Annotated in this window: 8 protein-coding genes; 2 read left to right on the forward strand and 6 right to left on the reverse strand. The window is 68.2% G+C overall.

Features of this window, described 5'->3' with window-relative positions; genetic code table 11:
• Positions 1-126: 126 nt before the first annotated feature.
• Together D779_RS02635 and D779_RS02640 are read left to right on the forward strand one after the other, a co-directional pair.
• Entirely contained in the window at positions 127-2193 is a 2067-nt protein-coding gene (locus D779_RS02635; protein ID WP_269747361.1) for an EAL domain-containing protein, read from the forward strand.
• 21 nt (positions 2194-2214) lie between these two features.
• Complete coding sequence (locus D779_RS02640) at positions 2215-3798, forward strand: methyl-accepting chemotaxis protein (protein ID WP_081763290.1); 1584 nt, start codon at positions 2215-2217, stop codon at positions 3796-3798.
• A 20-nt stretch (positions 3799-3818) separates the two neighbouring features.
• Here D779_RS02640 and D779_RS02645 read toward each other — a convergent pair whose 3' ends face one another.
• The 6 genes from D779_RS02645 to recC all read right to left on the reverse strand — a co-directional run bounded on the left by D779_RS02645 (position 3819) and on the right by recC (position 20605).
• Positions 3819-4814 (reverse strand): HD domain-containing phosphohydrolase, encoded by a 996-nt coding sequence (locus tag D779_RS02645; protein ID WP_043749000.1) that lies wholly within the window; start codon positions 4812-4814, stop codon positions 3819-3821.
• Positions 4814-8311 carry a response regulator gene (locus tag D779_RS02650; protein ID WP_052347739.1) on the reverse strand — a complete coding sequence of 1166 codons (3498 nt, stop codon included), beginning with the start codon at positions 8309-8311 and terminating at the stop codon, positions 4814-4816. Before D779_RS02650 ends, D779_RS02645 begins: the two co-directional genes overlap by 1 nt.
• Positions 8312-8356: 45 nt before the next feature.
• Positions 8357-10564 carry a putative bifunctional diguanylate cyclase/phosphodiesterase gene (locus tag D779_RS02655; protein ID WP_043749003.1) on the reverse strand — a complete coding sequence of 736 codons (2208 nt, stop codon included), beginning with the start codon at positions 10562-10564 and terminating at the stop codon, positions 8357-8359.
• A 486-nt stretch (positions 10565-11050) separates the two neighbouring features.
• Positions 11051-13237 (reverse strand): exodeoxyribonuclease V subunit alpha, encoded by a 2187-nt coding sequence (gene recD, locus D779_RS02660; RefSeq protein WP_232424047.1) that lies wholly within the window; start codon positions 13235-13237, stop codon positions 11051-11053.
• Positions 13224-17093, reverse strand: a complete 3870-nt coding sequence (recB, locus tag D779_RS02665; protein ID WP_043749010.1) for an exodeoxyribonuclease V subunit beta — start codon at positions 17091-17093, stop codon at positions 13224-13226. The genes recD and recB overlap by 14 nt, the downstream gene beginning before the upstream one ends.
• Complete coding sequence (gene recC / locus D779_RS02670) at positions 17090-20605, reverse strand: exodeoxyribonuclease V subunit gamma (protein ID WP_043749013.1); 3516 nt, start codon at positions 20603-20605, stop codon at positions 17090-17092. Before recC ends, recB begins: the two co-directional genes overlap by 4 nt.
• Positions 20606-20616: the final 11 nt, after the last annotated feature.

Consider the following 20616-nt stretch of genomic DNA (forward strand, 5'->3'; position numbering starts at 1 on the left):
CGGGATTCTCTCCCGGATGTTCGCCCGAGGGTTCCGAGGTCGGCGGACGGCCAACCGACGGTAGCGACGGGTGGGAAATGTGCCGCCTGGCCATTTCTGGACTCCGGACCGGCCCTTGCCGAGGCCATCTTCAGGAATGCCCGCGAGGGTATCCTGGTGACCAATGCCGAGGGGCTGGTCATCGACATGAACGACGCATTCGGTCTGATTTCCGGCTATTCGCGCGAGGACATCCTGGGTCGCAGCCTGTTCTCCCCGGCCTCCGGGACCCTGGGATCTGTCTCCATCCCGGACGTGTGGCGCGATCTCGTCGACAAGGATCATTGGCATGGCGAGATCTGGAACCGGCACGCCGACGGTCGGTTCTTCCCGGGGACGGCGATCATCGACGCCGTGCGCGATCCCCAGGGGGTGCGGCGGCATTTCGTGGGACTCTTCTTCGAACTCTCGGGCCACGAGGAGCATCGTCGCCATCTGGAATACGTCGCCCATTACGATCTGCTGACCGGTCTGCCCAATCGGGTCCTGCTGGCCGAGCGGCTCCAGCGCGCCATGCTCGAGGTCAAGCGGCGCGGCCGACGCCTGACGGTCGCCTATCTGGACCTGGATGGCTTCAAGTCGATCAACGACCTCTATGGTCACGACGTCGGCGACCGGCTCTTGATCACGCTCGCCCAAAGGATGCCGCAGGCGCTGCGCGAAGGAGACACCATCGCCCGTCTCGGCGGGGACGAGTTCGTTGCCGTGCTCCTGGATACCGACGAGGATGCCGTCTGCGAGCCCATTCTCCGGCGTCTGCTCACCGCCGCCTCGGATTCGGTGCTGGCTGGCGAACTCATCCTCCAGGTGTCGGTCAGCATCGGCATCACCCATTACCCTCAGGCCCATGAGGTCAACGCCGATCAGCTCCTGCGCCAGAGCGATCAGGCCATGTATCAGGCCAAGCTCGCGGGCAGGAACGGCTATCAGCTGTTCGACTCGGACCAGGCGCACAGCCAGAAGGACCGCCACGAGTGCCTGGTGCGCCTGCGTGCCGGACTCGAGCGCAACGAACTCGTGCTCCACTATCAACCCAAGGTCAACATGCGCTCGGGGGTCGTGGTCGGGGCCGAGGCGCTGATCCGCTGGCAGCATCCAGAGCGCGGTCTGCTGTCGCCGGCGGCCTTTCTGCCGGCCCTGGAAGGACACGCCCTGGCGGTCGAGGTGGGCGAGTGGGTCATCCGCAGCGCATTGAGACAGCTGCGCGTCTGGCGCTCGGCCGGTCTCGAGATCCCCGTGAGCGTCAATGTCGGGGCCCATCAGCTGCAGCAGACCGATTTCATGGACCGTCTGTCGATGCTGCTGTCGGCCCATCCGGATGTTCCGCCCGGTCTGTTGGAGCTCGAGGTCGTCGAGAGCAGCGCTCTGCAGGACACCGAGCAGGTGTCCAGGATCATGCATGAATGCGCCGGGATCGGCGTGCGCTTCTCGCTCGACGATTTCGGTACCGGCTATTCCTCGCTGACCTATCTGAAACGTCTTCCGGTTTCCTCGCTCAAGATAGACCAAACCTTCGTGCGCGACATGCTCGACGATCCGGACGATCTTTCGATCCTGGAGGGCGTGCTGGGCCTGGCCAGGGCCTTCGAGCGCGAGGTGATCGCCGAGGGGGTGGAGACGGTGGAGCATGGGCGCTTGCTGCGCCAGCTCGGCTGCGAGCTGGCGCAGGGTTTCGGAATCTCGGCGGCCATGCCGGGGGGCGAGCTGCCGGCCTGGGTGGCGGCCTGGCGGCCCCCGACGCTCTGGGCGAGCGAGTCGCGGATGGAGCGAGACGATCTGCCCCTGATCTTCGCCCATGTCGAGCATCGTGCCTGGCTGCGCAAGCTCGAGGGGGTCGTGCGTTTCGACCGAACCTCGCCACCGCCCCTGGATGGGCGCCATTGCCGCTTCGGTCGCTGGCTCCATGGCGAGGGTCGCGCCCGTTACGGAGGACTCGAATCCTTCGATGTCCTGAGCGCCAGGCACCATTGGATCCACGCGCGTGCGGTCGAGATGCTGGAGCTCAAATATCAGGCGCGGGACGAGGAGGCGCTGGCGCTGCTCGATGAGCTCATGGTGGCGCGCGAGTCGTTCCTCGAGCAGCTGCTGTCGCTGGCTCGGGTGCCGCGCGTGTCGGGCCCGAGGCCGCTCGGCCGGCTTCCAGATCGCCCTTAAACGACCGCAGAGGACTGATCCATGGGGTTTGTGATATCGGGTTTCTCGGTTGGAGTCAGGCTGATCATCCTCGTCTGTTGCGGACTCCTGTTCGGCCTGGCCATCGGTTTCCTGACCGCCTTCCTGTTCTGGGGCCGGCCGGTCGATCCGGGGACGCTCGGTGTGGCGGCCGACTATCCCTGGTCCTTCGGTGCCGGGATCCTGGGCATTTTCATCCTCTTCGTTCTCATGTCCTGGTCCGTCATCTGCGACATCAGATCTCCACTCCAGAACCTGAGTCAGTCGATGCGGCGAATCGCCGAGGACGGCTGCGTCGATCCTCTCGGCGGTTTCGATCGGAATGACGAAATCGGACGCATGAGCGCCGCGCTCCAACAGCTGTTGGGACGTATGCGAGATTTCTTGGTCGCCGTGCAGTGCGAGCTGTCGGGCTTGGTGCTCGCGGGAGAGGGTCTGTCGTCCACCGGAGCTCGGGTGTCGCGGCAGATGCATCGGTTGGACCGAGAGACCTCCCTGGTCGCCTCCGCCGTCAAGCGGATGTCCGCCTCGGCCGAGGAGATCGCGCGCAACGTCGGGGCGACCGCGAAGAATTCCGGTGACCTGGATCGGCAGGCGCTGGCGGGTCGGGAGGTCGTCGACGGTGCGCTGGTCGCGATCGAGACATTGGCCGCGGGGATACGGGATGCGGGCGACCGCGTGGGGCGCCTCGCCCAGGATGCCGAGGGTATCCGTTCGGCCGTCGAGACGATCCATGGGATCGCGGATCAGACCCATCTCCTGGCGCTCGACGCCGCCAGCGAGGCCGCCAAGGCCGGAGAGCGGGGGCGGGGATTCTCGATCCTGGCCGAGGATGCGCGTGAGCTGGCCCGGCGTACCCAGCTATCGGCCGATGAGATTCGGCTTCGGATCGAGCGTCTCGACCAGGACGTCGGAGAGACGCTGGATCGAATGAAGTCCTGTCTGGACTCTACCGGTGAGGGACTGAGGCTTGCCACGGAGGCCCGGCAGACATTGGATTCCATTCATGACTCGGCGACCGCGATCGGCGCGCTGAGCGCACAGATCGCCAGGGCCTCCCTGGATCAGAGCCGGGTGTCCGAGGAGGTCGCCCGCACCATGGTCGATATGGATAGAATCGCCGCTGCCATGCTCGATCTGGGGGGGGAATCCGCTGGCCGGAACGGCCGGTTCGGCTCCGCTCTGGCGAAGGTCGTCGACGCACTCGGGGCCTTCCATACCGTCGACGACTGGGCCTACCAGATCGCCGCGGCCAAGACCGCGCATCTGTTGTGGAAGATGCGTGTGCGCGCCTTTCTCGACGGCCATCTCGAGTTGTCGGCCGACGAGTCGATGTCGCATCTGGACTGCGGGCTCGGCCGCTGGCTGGAGGCGCTGTCGGCCAGGCGCACGCGGCTTCCCGAGGCGCTCGTGGCGATCGCCGCGCCGCACCAGTCGCTGCATCGGCTGGTTGGGCAGATCGTCGAGCTCGAGCGGGCGGGGCATGCGTCCGAGGCCGAGCGGCTCTTCGACCAGTTCGAGCAGGATTCCATGGCGATTCTGGAGGGGCTCGATCGGGCGCTGCTGGACGTCGGGAGATGGGGCTAGCGCCCGTCGGGGGCGGTCGGTCAGGACGAGCTCAGCTCGCGTGCGTCCCATTGGTCCTTGATGCCTAGTATGCGGGGCAGGATCTCAAGGAAATGTCCGACCAGGCGCGGCTCGAAGTGGGTCCCCGAGCTGGTTCTCAGGGTATCCACCGCCTTTTCGATCGGCCAGGCATCCTTGTAGGGACGCTTCATGGTCAGGGCGTCGAAGACATCGGCGACGGCGACGATACGCGCCGATTCCGGGATGGCCTCGCCTGCGAGTCCATCCGGATAGCCGCTGCCGTCCCATTTCTCATGATGACGCAGTGCGATTTCGGCCGCCGATGCGAACACCGGGGCGTCGCTCTTGCTCAGGATGTCGTAGCCGATACGGGCATGGGTCTTCATCACCTCCCATTCGTGCGCGTCCAGCTTGCCGGGCTTGCGCAGGATCTCGCCCGGAATGCCGATCTTGCCGGTATCGTGCATGGGGGCGGCGCGTTCGAGATCCTCGCAAGCGGCCTGGCTCCAGCCGCAGGCACCGGCCAGCTCGCGCGCGAACGCGGCCATGCGCCATATATGGGCTCCGGTATCCGTGTCGTTGTAATGGCCGGCCTCGCCGAGCATGGACAGCGCGTCGCCATAGCTCTTCTCCAGGCGCGAGGCCTGGACGAGGGAGAGATGGGTCTTGACCCGGGCGCGCACGATGGGCGCCGACAGAGGCTTGACGATGTAATCGACCGCGCCGGCGTCGAACCCGGCCGCCTCGTCGCCCACGTTGGCCAGCCCGGTGACGAAGATGACCGGGATGGGTTCGGTCGTCGGGTCGGTCTTGAGGGCGCGGCAGACGGCGTATCCGTCGAGGTCGGGCATCTGGATGTCGAGCAGGATCAGCGAGGGCTGGCGGGCGACGGCGGCCCTCAGCGCCTCCTGGCCGCTGCGGGCGAAGATCAGCGGATGATCCCCGGCGAGAACCTGACGCATGGCCGCCAGGTTCTGGGGCTCGTCGTCGACGACCAGAATTGGACCGTTGCGCATCAAGGTTCCTCGATCGAAATGTTCATCCTCTCGGCCAGCTCGCCGATGGCGGCGATACCCGCGGTGGAATCGAAGCTCTGGACGGCCTGGCGCACCGGGGCGAGCAATCCGGCCGGCAGCCGCTCGGAGAGGGTATCCAGTATGGGCTCGGAAGAAATGATATCGAAGTCTTCGAAGGCCGCGAGCGCATCGCGCAGCAGCTGGGCGGTGCGGCCGGGATCCGGATCCTCCCACGCCGAACCAGTGCCTGGCGTCTCTGGACCGGCAGGGTCCGAGGCGTCTGCGGCATAGGCGCCGATGGATGTCATGGCGGTCTCGAGCGCGTCTTTCAAGGCCCTGTAGTCGGCGGATCCAGCCGATCCGGACAGCGTCCGCTCGAGCCGCTCGGCGCAGTCGGCGACCCGGGGCAGTGCCAGCTGGTGGGCGCCGCCCTTGAGTTTGTGCAGATAGCGCCTGGCCTCTTCGCGTTCGAGCTTGGCCAGATGCGCCGGCGCGTTACGGTAGTCCTGGGCGAACTGGCGCAGATATCGGCGATAGACGGTCGGATCGCGCCACAGCCTCAGTCCCTTGCCGACGGCCAGTCCGGGCAGGTCGCGTCCCTGTTCGTGCTGCGCTTCTCCGGTTTTCGTCCCCTTCTGCGTGCCATCCATCTCGATGCCGGAGGCGGCCATTGCGTCCCGATCGGGACGAGCCCGGTCATTGCCGGTGAGATGCCGAATCAGTGCGATCGTCTTGGATACGTCGAAGGGTTTGGGGAGGAAGGCGTCCATGCCGGCCTCCAGCGCGGCCGTCTCCTGATTGTTCAGCGCCCCGGCGGTGAGCGCGATGATCGGCAGGTCCGAGATGGCCTGCGTTCGGCGGATCAGGCGGGTAGCATCGTGTCCGTCCATGACGGGCATCTGGACGTCCATCAGCACCAGATCCACCGCGTTCGGGTGCGCGACGAGCCACTCCACCGCCTCGCGTCCGTTTTCGGCCATGAAGACTTGCGCGCCCGCGTCGGCGAAGATGCGTCTGGCGACCTCGCGATTGATGTCGCTGTCGTCCACGACCAGGAGGCGCAGACCGGAGAGCTGGCCCTCGGCCGTCTGTGGCGAGGGCCGCTCGGGCGATCGAACCCCCAGGCGCCGGCTGCGGGCCCGGATGACCGCGTCGTAGAGCGGGGAGGGGGCGATCGGTCTGGCGAGCACGGCGTCGGCCGAGTCGGCGCCGGGCATCGCCAGGATGCGCTCGCGGCGGTGCGCGCTCGAGATGAACAGCAGCGGTTGTCTGGATCTGGGGAGTGCCTGGCGGATGGCGCTCGCGACGGCCAGTCCGTCCATGTCCGGCATGCGCCAGTCTAGAAGTACCAGGGCGTTGGGGCCCTGCAGGTCCGTGTCTTGGAGCACCATCTGCAGTGCGCGCTCGCCGGAGTCGACCTGCCGGCCCGTCCAGCCCAGTGCCGTGACGGTGGTCGCAAGCGCCTCGCGGACGAGGGCCTTGGCGTCGGCGACCAGGACCTTCATGCGCATTCCATGGTCGCGCCAGGGGTCGTCTCGGCGCTCCATCAGATCCAGCTCCAGCTCGAACCAGAAGGTGCTGCCCTGGTCGGGCTCGCTCCTCACCCCGATGCGGCCTCCCATGAGATTCACCAGCCTGCGGCAAATGGCCAGACCGAGGCCGGATCCGCCGAAACGGCGCGTCGTCGACGGATCCGCCTGCGAGAAGGGCCGGAAGAGTCTTTCCTGGGAGGCCATGTCGATGCCGATACCCGTGTCGATGACCGAGAATCTGAGTCCGACCCTGGTCTGGGTCTGCTCGAGAATCTGGATCCGCACCTCGACCATTCCGGATGCGGTGAACTTGATGGCGTTGCTGGTGAGGTTGATCAAGACCTGCTCCAGCCGCAACGCGTCGCCGCGCAGGATCATATCGATGCAATCGGGCGGTGTGATGATCAGCTCCAGCGGCTTGTCGGCGGCGGTGGCGGTCATGATGGTCGCCAGATTGTCGAGGACGTCGCAGAGCCGGAAGGGGGCCTGCTCGATCTCGACGCCTCCCGACTCGATCCTGGAGAAGTCCAGGATGTCGTTGATGATGCCGAGCAGGGTCTGGCCGGACTTCTGGATCTTGCGCGCCAGATCCTGGGCGTCTTCGGGCAGGTTCTGCTGCTCGAGCATGTAGGCCAGTCCCAGGACCGCGTTCATCGGGGTGCGGATCTCGTGGCTCATGTTCGCCAGGAAGTCGCTCTTCGAGCGCGCCAGCCGCTCCGCCTGCTGTCGGGCCAGCTCCAGCTCGGCGGTGCGTTCGGCCACTCGCGCCTCGAGCGCGTCGCGGTGGCGTCGCAGTTCGTCCTCCATCGCTCGGCGCTCGGTGATGTCGCGGGTGATCTTGACCACGCCGCAGAGCGAGCCGCCGGCGTCGCGCGCGGCCGAGAGCGTTACCTCGGCATAGAATCTGGAGCCGTCCCTGCGGACCCGCCATCCCTCGTCGCAGCTGCGTCCCTCGGCGATCGCCTGCTCGAGCCGGTCGCGAGGGCGTCCGTCGGCGGTATCCTCGTTAGGGTAGAAGAGGGATGCCGGCTGACCGATGATCTCATCCGCCTCGTATCCCATGAGGTTGGCGGCCCCCTGGTTCCAGGTCGTCACCCTGCCCTGGGTGTCGAGCATGATGATGGCGTAGTCGCGGATGTTGTCCATCAGCAGACGCAACCGCTCCTCGCTCTCGCGCAGCGCCCGCTCGGAGGCGAGCCGCTGGGAGATGTCGCGCAGCATGATGGTGTAGATTTTCTCCTCGTTGCACCTGGCCCTGGAGCAGCTGGCCTCGAGCGGAAGGGTCCGGCCGTCCTTGTGCGTGCCCCGGAGGACGATGTAGTGGCTTTCGTAGACCCGAGTGCCCGCTGGCTCGGGGGCCAGCTTGGCGGGGATGAGCTTGAGGCGGTGGAAGGCGTCGCCCGGCAGCAGAACCCCGATGTGCTGGCCCAGGATCTCGCTCGCGTTGTATCCGAACGCGGTTTCCGCGCCCTTGTTGAAGATCTGGACGTAGCCCGTTTCCTGAACCACCAGGATGGCGTCCAGGGTGCTGTCGAGGATGGCCCGGTACTGGACCTTGGTGACCAGGGTCTGACGCCGGTTGGCGGATTCCTTGAGTTCGCGCTCCAGTGCCGGACCCAGCCGCGCCAGGTTGTCCTTCATGAGGTAGTCGTTCGCCCCGCTGCGCATCGCCCGGAGTCCCACGTCGTCCATGAGGGTCCCCGAGACGAACAGGAAGGGTGTGTCTCGGTATTGCTGGCGCACCAGTTGGAGGGCGCGCAGACCTTCGAGCTCGGGCAGTTCGTAGTCCGAGACGATGACATCCCAGAAATAGCCCGCGTAGAGGATCTCGCGCAGCTCGCGCTCGTTCGTCACGCGCTGGTGTCTGACGGCGTATCCCGCCTCCGCGATCGCGTTCAGGAGCCGAATCTCGTCGTCCGAGGAGCTCTCGATCAGCAGCAGACGCAGCGGCTTGAGTGTGCTCATGAAAATGTGGAGGCGATGAATGCGGTGTCCGGTGCGGTGCGATCCTCAGCCGTTGTCGGCCATCCATGTCTCGAAATCGGCGGATGGCAGCGGTCGGCCGAAGAGATATCCCTGGCCGTCCTGGCAGCCGTGCTCCATCAGACATCGTCTCTGTTCCTCGGTTTCCACGCCCTCGGCCGTGGTGCCGAGATTGAGCTGACGACCCAGCGCCACGACCAGATCGGCGATCCCGCTGTCGTTGGGGCGCCCGATCTCCTGGACGAAGGCGCGGTCGATCTTGAGCCGGTCGATGCCCAGCTGCTTGAGCACGCTCAGCGAGGAATACCCCGTACCGAAGTCGTCGAGCGCGATGGAAACGCCCATGCGCCGGATCTCGGCGATCTTGGCGGCCGTGGACTCCATATGGCCGATGGCGATCGATTCGGTCAGCTCCAGCTCGATCTGCTCGGGCGCGACCTGGTATTCGCGCAGCACGCGATCCAGCATGGAGATGAAGTCCGGCTCGCGGAACTGGGTCTGAGAGACGTTGACCGCCATTCGGAATCCCGATTGCTTTCGGTCGTCGAGTCGCTTCAACTGCAGGCAGGCGGTCCTCAGAACCCATTCGCCGATGGGGATCATCAGCCCCGAATGCTCGGCCAGCGGAATGAAGCGCTCGGGTGGGATGACCTGACCCTCCTTGGTCGTCCAGCGCAGCAGGGCCTCCGCCCCGACCACGCGTCCGGTCTCGAGTTCCACCTGGGGCTGGAAGGCGAGATGGAGCCGCTCGGCATAGAAGGCGGAGCGCAGGCTGGTGAGCAGGCGGATGCGGTCGCGTGCCGCCAGCGAGAGATCCTCGGTGAAGAGGGTGGCCCGGCCCCGGTTCAGGCGTTTGGCCTGTTTGAGCGCGATGCTGGCGTCCTTGAGCAGATCGGCGCCTCCGCGCGGCTCGGGACCGACGCGGATGAGACTGGCGGTCGCCGAGATGCGGATGGACTTGTCCTGCAGATCGAAGGGGGTCGAGAAGACCTGTTCGATGGCGCGGCGATCGATCGCCTCGCTGGGGCCGAGCAGGGCGAATGCGTCGGCCGTGACACGGGCGATCAGGGTCGGCGGCTGGAAGACCTGCTCCAATCGGTAGGCGACCGCGCGCAGGACCCGGTCGCCGAAGTGGTGGTCGAGCGCCGCGTTGATCTCGGCGAAGTCGTCGAGGTCGACCAGGGCCAGCGTGGAGTCTCGATGAGCGTCCTTGCGATCGTCGATCAGCTGAATGAGCCGCGTGCGGTTGGGCAGGCGCAGCAAGGGATCGTAGTAGGCCGAATCCGTGAGCTGCTCATGCAGCAGCGCGTTCTCGAAGCCGACCGTCACGTTGGCGCAGAACACCTCGAGCAGGTTGCGGTTCACCCGCTCGAGCGGGAGATCGGCCGCCACGTGAGCCGCGATGCCCTGGGTGCCCTGCACATCGAAGTAGAGACAGGTCCGCGGCTCTAACACATGGGTCTTGAGCCTCAGGCAGCGCTCCAGCGCCTCGCGCACCTCGGTGTCGGGCAATGCATGGAGCGGGGACTGGATGAGATCCCGGTAGTGTCCGGCGGCCGCGATGAGCCAAGGCGATTCACCTCCAGCGGGGGAGGCAACGCATACCAGCCCTTCCGGGGCGATGTTCAGGAGCGCACAGAGCTGGGTGACCACGCCCTCGGCGAAGCAGTGCAGTGCCCTGCGCTTGGCCAGTCCGAGGCTTGCCGAGACGATGAGCTCCAGGCCGCGCCGGCCCATTTCGAGCTGGTGGATCTGGCGATAGGAGCGGATGGCGACGGTCAGGCTGGTGAACAGCCGTACCCGGGTCAGCTCGGACTTGGTCTTGTAGTCGTTGATGTCGTAGGCGCGAATGGCATCGATCTCGGGGGCATAGCCGGGCTGTCCGGTGCGCAGGATGATGCGCACCGCCCGCTGGGCAAGCTCCTCCCGAATCCGGTGGACCAGTTCGAGCCCGGCGCCCTCCGACTCCATGACCACGTCGAGCAGCACCACGGCGATGTCCTGGGTCTCGGCCAGGATGTCGTAGGCCTGCTGTGCCGAATAGGCGTGGAGAAAGACGAGCGAGCGATCGTCGATGATCAGATCGCGGAGGGCCAGCTCGGTGGCCTCGTGGACATCCGCCTCGTCGTCGACGATGAGGATGCGCCAGACGTCCCTGGGTTGGTCGCGCCCCTCGGGCCGATCCTCGATGAGGAAGAGCGCGTCCTCGTCATCCGGACTCGAGGCGGGATTCATGAGGCTCCCCAACCCGATCTCGTCCGATGTCGCGGGTCGGCAGCCTGCCGGCGTCCATCGAGCGGCCATGCATGCCCTGCGCGCCATCCATCCTGCGAATGCCATCTGCCCTGTGGGCTGAGAGTACCTGCGTTCATGGGTCCGTTCTCGCCCGGGGATGGCTGTACTTTCTGCTCCGACCATCTGATCGTTTCGCTGAAGGTCTCACGATGTCGAGCGCGGACGCAAGATGCGCCGCATCGAATTGAGAGCCAAGTCTCAGACATCATGATCCACCTCTTGCATGATTACCTACCTTGGCCGAAGAACTCTCAACCCTGGTGTATCGGCCGGATTCCCGCCATCTTTAAAATATCTTCAAGACGCCCCCGTCGAGGTGCGCATCAAGGTATCGGTCGCGTTCGGAAGCGTCGGTATGCGCGGGTTTTCGAAGGGGATCCCCGCACCTTTCCTCAGTCCGCTTCCAATTGGATCGGCGGCTCGCTCTCATTCACCAGCCGCCGGTGTCAGGGATAGGCCGCTGACGCGCTCGACGCCTCGGCTCAGGGCATCCGCCAGGACCTGAGGCTCCTGATAGAGCAGGGTGAACCTCTCACGGGCGCGCGTGATGCCGGTGTAGAGCAGCTCGCGGGTCAGCACCGGATTGGGCGCGTCCGGCAGCACCAGTGCGGTATGGACGAACTCGGAACCCTGGGATTTGTGTACCGTCATGGCGAGCACGGTCTCGACCGATGCGAGCCGGCTGGGCAGGATCCAGCGGATTGCGCCGCTTCCGTCGCCGCTCGGGAAGGCGACGCGCAGGACGCGCCGAACGCCGCCGTCGGACTGGCGCACCGGGACCTCGAGCGCGATGCCGATGTCCCCGTTCATCAGCCGCAGCCCGTAATCGTTGCGGGTGACCATCACCGGCCGGCCCGCGAACCAGCCCTCGGTGGTGCCGCCGAGCCTCGGCGAAGGACCGGCGTGTGGCCGCAGCAGCGGCTCGGGTCCGGCGCTCAGCACGCCGATCAGCCGCCGGTTGAGCCCCTCGACGCCCCAGGCGCCCCGGCGCAGCGCTGTCAGCAGCTGGAAGCGGCCATGGGCCTCCAGAACGGCGGCGGCCCAGGCATCCAGCGCCTCTCGGCTCGCCCGCTCCCCCGGATCGTCATCCCGCATCCGCCGCAGATAATCGGCATAGCCGTCCCGCGCCAGACGATCGAAGTCCGCGTCCTCCGCATCCCTCAGCCGAATGGCCTCGATGCGCCCGAGCGGACCGTCGGCTTCGGGCTGCCGACGCGCGAACAGTGCGTCGAGCGCCGACAGCCGCTCGGCGGCCGATCTCCTGTCTGGCAGGCTGGTGTTGACCAGCTCGGCCAGTGCGCCGATCCCTCCCTCGGGGCTGAAGCGGTAGCTGCGGCGCAGCATGACGATGGCCTGGTCGAGCGGCCGACCATCGGGGTCGAGATGGATCGATGGAATCGGGTGGCCGGTGACGTCACGCAGCCAGTCGGCGGTCTCCGGACGATAGTGCGCCTCGCGCGCCCGCTGACAGAGATCGCCGAGCACGGCGCCGGCCTCGACCGAGGCCAGCTGGTCCTTATCGCCGAGCAGGACGAGACGGGTCTCGGGGCGCAGCGCCGCGAGCAGGGCGGCCATCATCTCGACATCGACCATGGATGCCTCGTCGACCACCACCAGATCGGCTGGGAGCGGATTGCCGGCGTGATGGCGGAAGTGCCGGCTGTCCGGAACCGGCCCGAGCAGGCGGTGCAGCGTGGTCACCTGGGTCGGGATCTCGGCGCGGATGCGCTCGCCCTCCGAGAGCGCATCGAGCGGCAGACCGGCCACCTGGCCGGCGATGGAGGCGTTCAGCCGCGCGGCGGCCTTGCCGGTGGGCGCGGCGAGGCGGATGCGCAGCGGCGTCTCGCCGCGCCCCATCGCCAGCCCCTGGAGCAGCGCCAGCAGACGCACCACGGTGGTGGTCTTGCCCGTCCCCGGTCCGCCGGTGATGACGGCGAATGTATTGCGCGCGGCCAGTGCGCAGGCGATCTTCTGCCAGGGGTCGAGCCGGGCGCCGGACTCGGCGGGGAACAGCCGGTCCAGCAGATCCCTGACCCGGTCCAGGGGCAGATCCACGACCGTCGCGAGACGCCGCTCGATTCCGGAGCGGATCCGTTGCTCGTCCAGCCAGTAGCGGCGCAGATAGAGCAGGGGCCGATCCGGCGTGCCCTGCAGAACCAGGGGTGGGGGTTCGTCCATGTCCCCCGTTTCGTCCGTCTGGAGCGGGTCGGGCATGTACTGGATCGCCGGGCTGGCCGAGAGCCGGGCCAACCAGTCCCGGATCCGCAGCGTCGCCAGCAGTCCCGAGAGGGCGCGGCGGGCCTCGCCGGCCTCCACCGAGTCGGTGCGCGGTCCGCCGAGCACCAGGTCGGGCCGCTGCAGGGTGCCCACCAGATCGAGGCACACATGACCGTGCGCGTTGCGCTCGCTGGTCAGGGCGACCGCGAGCAGCACGGCCGGATCCGTCTCGCCGCCCCGGTCGTGGACGAATCGGGCCAGCGCCAGGTCGAGCGCGCGCATGCCGCCGGCGTCCACCCAGGTCTCGAGGCGCTCGAAGAGATCCTCCGCGTTCATGACCCCGTCCCTTTCGGCGTTCCCGCCCTCGCGGTCTAATGTCTCCTTATCGGTCTGCATCGCTGCCCCCTTCGGTTGCCCGGCCCCCGGCGAAGAGCGCGTCCAGCGTCTCGATCGCCTCGCGGCCGGGGCGGTCCATGTAGAGCCCCTGACTGGGGTTCTCGGTGCCGCGCAGGAAGACGTAGATGGCCCCGCCGACGTGGCGCTCGTAGTCGTAGCCCGGCAGCCGCGCCTTCAGCTGGCGGTGCAGGGCCAGCAGATAGAGCAGGTACTGGAGGTCGTAGCGCTCCTCGAGGATGGCCGCGCGCATGGCCTCGGTGCCGTAGTCCGCGTCGGTGTCGCCCAGCTTGTTCGACTTCCAGTCCGCCAGGTAGTAGCGCCCACGGTGCTCGAAGACCAGATCGACGAATCCCTTGAGCATGCCGTTCAGCCGATGCGGCGCCAGGGCGGGACGGGGAATCCCGGGATGGATGTGGTCGAGCGCCAGACGGTCGATGCGCCGGGTATCCACGCCCAGGCTCGGCAGCCAGAACTCCATCTCGACCTGCATCCGCTCGGGTTCCAGGTCGCGCAGGGCCAGTTCGGGCGGATCGGCCGGATCTGGGGCCAGATCCCGCAGCCTCCAGGTGCGTCCGAGCAGGTCGCTCAGCCAGGCGTCGAGCGGGTCGATCCAGCGTTCCAGGTCGCGCAGATTGCAGCGTCGGCCGAGCATCTCGCGGCGCAGCGCGTCCGATTCGGCCGCCGCGGCATAGCCCCTGAGGAGGCGTCCGTCCGCCGTCCGGGCGCGCTGGTCCGCGGCCCATTCGAGGATACCGTGGAGGAAGGTTCCGTAGCGTCCGCCCGCCGGGAGGTCGTGCAGCCGGCCGCGCGAGGGTCCGGTCTCGGCCGGGTCCCGCGTGGGGGCGGCCGGTCCGCTCGCGTTCGCGGATTCCTCCTGCGCGGTCTCCTGCTCGGCGGTCTCGGCCGAGAGCGTCGGGTCCGATCCCGTCTCGGCCCCGGCGCCGCGTCTCAGCGCCGAATAGCTGGCGATCCACCAGGGCTGGAGCCGGATCTCGGGGGCCGGTCTGGCCCGGTCCAGCGTCCGGACGTCCTCGGGCTGCAGGGGGATGGCGAGCGCCGTCGGGACCGGCTCGATGCGGATGTCCTTGCACTTGCCTTTCAATTCTCCCAGCGCCTCCCAGACCGCCTGCGGATCCTCGAAGACGGCCCCGCCGCCGAGCAGGTGTCCGATCGCCGACTTCTCCAGCTGGGGCCGTCTGGAGCGTCCGCTCTTGAGCGGGGCGATGCCGGCCCAGATCGCGTGGCGGGCGCGGGTGAAGGCGACGTAGAGCAGACGCATGTCCTCGCTCAGACGCGCCTCGTCGGCCGCCTGCCATGCCTCGGCGAATCCGCTCTTGGCGGCGATCTCCAGATAGGTCTGGCCATCATGGCGGTAGGGCACCTGATGCCGCCTGCCGTCCACCTCCTTCCAGCCGCAGATGAAGGGCAGCAGCACCAGCGGGTACTCGAGCCCCTTGGATTTATGGATGGTGACGACCTGGATCAGCTCGGCGTCGCTCTCCAGGCGCAGGATCTGTTCGCTGTCCGAGGACCCGAGCTGCTCGGCGAGATGGCGGATCAGGGCCTGCTCGCCGTCGATCGCCGTGGCCGCCGACTGGAGCCATTCGGCCAGATGCAGCAGATTGGTGAGGATGCGCTCGCCGTCGGCGCGTCCGACCAGGCGGGCCGGCAGGTCCAGGTCCTGCATCAGACGGTGGAGCATGGCGAGCACGCCCTGGCGGCGCCAGATACGCTGGTAGAGACCGAAACGCTCGACCTGCTCCTCCCATTCGAGCTCGTCGTCCTGGAGTCGCGCCAGCTCGGCGAGCGGGACCGCGAGGGTGTTGGTGCCGAGCGCGGCTCGCACCAGCCCCTCGTCCCCGGGCGCGGCGCAGGCGCGCAGCCAGTGCAGAAGGTCGGCCGCCTCACGGGTCTCGAGCACCGAGTCGCGGTCGGAGAGATAGACGCTCGGCACCTGGCGCTCGGCCAGCGCCTCGCGCATCAGGGCCGCCTCCTGGCCGGTGCGGACCAGGATGGCGATGTCCCTGGGTCTCAGCGGCTCGAATCCGCCCTCACCGGCGAAACCTGCCTGGCCCCGGCGCGCCGCGCTCAGCCAGTCGACGATCCGGGTCGCCGCGGTCTCGGCCATCGTCCGGCGATAGGTCTCCGGCGAGACCGGGTCCTCGCCCGCGTCCAGGGTCCAGAAGGTGAGCGCGGGAGGCTCCGACCCATCCAGCCTGAGACGCTCCGGGCGGCCCTTGGCCAGGACCGGCTCGAAGGGGATGGGGTTTTCGCCGGTCTCGTTCCTGAAGCGAAAGGCGCCCCGATCCCAGCTCTTTTCGGCATGTTTGAAGAGTTGGTTGCAGGCAGCGACCAGCGGCTTGGTGGCGCGGTAGTTGGTGTCCAGGCTGTCGTGGCGACCCTCGGTGGCCGAGCGGGCCGCCAGATAGGCGTGGATGTCGGCCCCGCGGAAGCCGTAGATGGCCTGCTTGGGATCTCCGATCATCACCAGTGCGCTGCCTGGATGGGGCTTGGCGACCCGATAGATGCGGTCGAAGATGCGGTACTGGATGGGGTCCGTGTCCTGGAACTCGTCGATGAGCGCCACCGGGAACTGGCGGCGGATGGTCTCCGCCAGGTGGGCCGCACGGTCGCCGCCGAGGTCCGGGTCCAGGGCGGAGTCGAGCTGGCGCAGCAGGTCGTCGAACCCCATCTCGGCGCGGCGCCGCAGGCGTCGGTCCAGCTCGCGGCGCACCCAGGCCGCGGCGTGCGCGAGCAGACAGGGCTTCAGCGGCGGTTCGGGCGGGTCCGGCGGGACCGGGCGCGCGCCGTCGGCCGCCGTCCAGTCGGCGATCGCCTGAAAGGCAGCATGCACGGGTTCGGTGCGAACCTTGGCGGTCTTCTTGAAGGAGAAGGCGCCCTGGGCGAAGTTCTTGAGCTTGCCGGGTGCCTGGGCGCCCTCTGACCAGTCGGCGACGGACCGGAGCAGCTGGTCGAATTTGTCCGGCTTGGCGCTGTCGTGCGAGGTGCCGTTGAGATGCGGCCGCAGGTCGCGCAGCAGCGACTCAAGACCGGCCCGGTCCGCCCGCCAGGCCGCGCGCGCCCGATCCTCCAGTGCATGCAGCTCGGTCTCGAGCTCTGCGCATTCGGCCTCGATCGCCCGTCGCTCGGCGGACCAGGCCAGGTGCGCGGACAGGGGCGCATCCAGCGAAGCGCAGATCAGCGGCTCGCCCTTGTAGGTGAATCCGGAATCGCGCCGCCGGATCCATTCCGAGAGCTCGCGGCCCAGGGCCTCGGGCGACCCCGCGACCTCCAGCACGGCCTCCGCCCGGTCCGGTTCGAGCGGATAGAAATGGGCGCGCCAATAGTCCCTCAGCACCTCAGCCACCAGATCGGACTGGTCGGTGACCAGCTCGCGGTCGAACAGACCCCGGGTGTCGAAGGCGTGCTCCGCGAGCATGCGGTTGCACCAGCCGTGGATGGTCGAGATGACCGCCTCGTCCATGGCCTCGGCGGCAAGCCGCAGACGGCGCGCGCATCCGGGCCATGCCTCCGGTGGGTAGGCGGCCCGCAGCTCCCTCATGGGGTCGCGGCCCGAGGGGGGCTTCCCCCTGTCCTCGTCCCTCGACTCGAAGAGCGCCGACGCCTCGACCAGACGCGCGCGGATGCGGTCGCGCAGCTCCTGGGTCGCGGCCTCGGTGAAGGTCAGCACCAGGATGTCCGAGGGCGTCAGATCGCGCCCGAAGCGGGTCTCGTGTCCCAGGACCAGACGGGTGTAGAGGAGCGCCAGGGTGAAGGTCTTGCCGGTCCCGGCGCTGGCCTCGATGAGACGGCTTCCCTCGAAAGGGAAACGGAGCGGTTCGAGTGTCCGGCTCATGTCGGATTCACCTCCGTGCGGGTCGCCGGATCCAGGCTCGGGTGCTCGAAGAGCGGCCGGTAGAGCCGGTCGATCAGCGTCTCGAATATCGGGCCGGCGGAGAGCCGGCCGTAGTTCGGCCAAAAGCGCGCATAGCCCGGGTGGTCGTCGATTTCTCCGGCCTGGTTGAAGCCACCCTCGTAGACGGCCGTAGGGTTCGCGGATTTGCCCTCCTGCGAGCGGAGCAGGGCGAAGCCCGTCCGGCAGGCGAGCGGTTGGAGTGTCGTCATGCCCTGGAGATAGGCGTCGAGCAGGTCCTCCAGCAGCGCGCGCGCGGTCTCGACCGGTAGCGGGTCCAGGGCCAGGTCGGTCTCGGGTCCCAGCAGCCGGGTGACGACCGGGCCCTCGAGCTGGGCGGCGAGATGCGTTGGCCAGTGGCGCACCAGATGGTGCCACTTGAGGTCGTCGCCGGCGTGGAGCCGGCTGGCCTGGAGCTGGACCAGGATGCAGCGTCCGTCCGCGTTCCGGCGCAGGTCGTCGAGGCTGTCCTCGAGCCGGATCCCGGGCCGTTCGAGCAGCAGTCGCCTGGACGGACAGGGCTCCGGATAGTCCCTCAGCAGCGCCTGATAGCGGGCGACCGGGTCGCGCAGATGCTCGGTCAGCGACTGGATCCAGGCCGCGTCGAAGGGCGGCAGGGGCAGATGGCCGGCGCGGGCCAGGCGCCCCATGTCCCGCTCCAGGGCGGTCTCGACAGGGATGTCCGGATCCCGGTGCAGACGGCTCGCGACCGACTGGATCAGGCGGTTCTGCAGGTCCCAGTTCTGCAGGGCCGTCAGCGCGAAGGTCTCCTCGTCCTCGGCGCCCTCGCCGGGCTCGGTGAAATGGAGCGCGAGCCTTTGTCGATAGAAACTCGCGACCGGATGGCGCAGGAAGCGCCCCAGCGTCTGCAGCCGGACGGGCGCGTCCAGGATTGGCGTATCGAGGCTGGGCGGCGGCTCGATGTCGGATGGACGCTCCTCGTGGACCAGACGCCATTCGCCGGCATAGGTGAAGAGCCTCGGATCCCGCCCGGGCTCGAAATAGCGCCGGCTGAAGGGCTGAAGCGGATGCTCGGTGGTGAGCGCCTCCAGCAGGTCCTCTCCGCTGCCGCCGGGCGTGCGCCAGGCGGCGGCGATGTGGTCGCGCAGCTGCCCGACCAGCACCGAGGGCGGTCTGACCGAGTTGTCCCGGATGCTGCGTCCGACCCAGCCGATGACCAGGCGCTCGCGCGCCGAGAGCAGCGCCTCGAGGAAGAGATAGCGGTCGTCCTCGCGGCGCGAGCGGTCGCCGGGGCGGTAGTCGTCGGCCATGAGGTCGAAGTCGGCCGGCCGCCGGCTGCGCGGATAGTCGCCGTCGTTCATCCCCAGCAGCCAGATGTGGCGGAAGGGGATGGCGCGCATCGGCATGAGGGTGGCGAAGTTGATCGCGCCGGCGAGGAAGCGCTGGCTCAGCGCGGGCTGGTCGATCTCGCCCAGCAGTGCCTCGCGTACCACCTCGAGCGGCAGGTCCTCTCCGGTCGCCCCGCCTTGGCGGCAGGCGTCCTCCCAGTGCTCGAGCGCCTGCTGGACCTGGGCGATGGCCAGCGCATCCGGGTCGCCCGTCTCGGCGAAGGCGTCGGCGAGCAGCCGGCCGATCAGCGCGGCCCATTCGGCGGGCCGACGCGCCTGCTGCAGCTCGGTCCAATAGTGCTCCAGGGTCTCCAGGAGCCGGCTCAGCGGGCCCAGCAGGGCCGCCTCCAGACCGCCGATCTCGTCGTAGGGCTCCACGCCGCGCCAGGGTCCGGCCCCGGCGCTGGCGAACCCGAGCAGCATGCGTGCGAGGCCGAAGCGCCAGCTGTTCTGCTCCAGTCCCTCCGGCAGGTCGAGCGCGGCACGCTGGCGGGCGTCCAGGCCCCAGCGGATGTTGGCGCCCGCGACCCAGGCGCGCAGCCGCGGCAGGTCGGACTCCTCGATGCAGAAACGGGCGCGCAGGGCCGGGATGTCGAGCAGGTCGAGCAGCTCGCTCACGGCGAACCGCGAGCCGGGCAGTCTGAGCAATGTCTCCAGTCCGATCAGCAGCGGGTTGCGGTGGCGCAGACCCTGGTCCGAGATGTGGAAGGGGACGAAGCGCGGATCGCCCGGCTCCAGCCGGCCGAAGACGGCCTGGATGTGGGGCGCATAGGTGTCGATGTTCGGCACCATGACCAGCACCTCGCGCGGCTGCAGCGGCCGGCCGGTGCGGGCGGAGCGCTCGAAGGCGTCGAGCAGCTGGTCCTGGAGGATCTCCATCTCGCGCTGCGGGCCGTGGGCGACCAGGAACTCCAGGCTGCGGTCCGCGTCCGGGTCGATCCGGGTGTCCGACTCCCGGCGCTCCTGCAGCGGACGCAGATCCAGGATGTCGCCCTGCAGCTGGCGAAGCAGGCTCGATTCGCCGGGGGATTCGAAGAGATCGATCTCCAGGCTCTGGGCGCGGAAGTGCGATTCGTAGGACTCGCGCCGGTCGTGCTCGTCGAGCAGACGGATGTAGTCGCGGCCCTGCTTGCCCCAGGCGGCGAGCAGCGGATGGCCGTGCAGATGCAGCAGATCTTCGTCCAGGTCCTCGGGCACCTTGCGCGCCGCGCTGCGGCGGTAGGCGCGGCGGAACAGCTCGCGTCCCTCGACGATGTCGCCCCAGTAGTGCCGGCTCGGGTTGTGCACGAAGAGCATCACCTGCGAGCGTCCGGCGATCGCCTCCAGTACCTCGAGCGATTGGCGCGGCATCGAGGAGACGCCGAAGAGGATGACCCGGCGCGGCAGCCGTTCGCCGTCGCCTGGATCCTCGAAGCTGGGCGCGGCCTCGAGAAAGCGGAGATGGACGGCGGCGCGGCTGGCGCGGTCGAAGGGGCCGTCGCCGAGATCCGGGTCCGAGGCGATGTCGTCCCTCAGCGCGCGCCAGAGCGCCGGCTGCCAGCGCTGGGCCGGGTCGATCGCGGGGCGCTCGCCGTTCGGGCGGATGAGGATGTCCTGGCCCCGCTCCCAGGCGTCCAGCCAGTCGGCGCGGTAGACCTGATACTGGTCGAACAGATCGGCGAGGCGCGCGGCCAGCTGATGGCGACGGCGCGCGTCCTCGTCGCCGTCGAGGAAGCCGGTCAGCGGCGCCTGCCAGCCGCCGTCCGGGTCGAGCGTCCCGAGCAGCCGGTAGAGCCGCCAGGTCAGGGGCCTCTTGTCGAAGGGCGAGCTGTCCGGAAGATCGCCGAGGACGGCGCGATAGGCCTCCCAGACGAAGCGTCCCGGCAGCATGATCCGCATCGCCGCGGCGATGCCGCAGCCGCCAGTTTCATCCTCGCTCGGGTCCGCGGCCAGCGCCAGCCTCAGCCACTGGGCGATACCGTTGCTCTGGACCAGTACCAGCTCGTCCTCCAGCGGTGCGAGCGGATAGCGCTTCATCCAGGTGACCATGAGGCTGCGCAGCAGCTCCAGGCGGTTGCCCTGGATCAGCATGAATCCGGTCGGCCACTCGTCCGTTCGCAGCGACATGCGGGTCTCCT

The sequence above is a fragment of the Imhoffiella purpurea genome (genome assembly GCF_000585215.1).
Classification (GTDB): domain Bacteria; phylum Pseudomonadota; class Gammaproteobacteria; order Chromatiales; family Chromatiaceae; genus Imhoffiella; species Imhoffiella purpurea.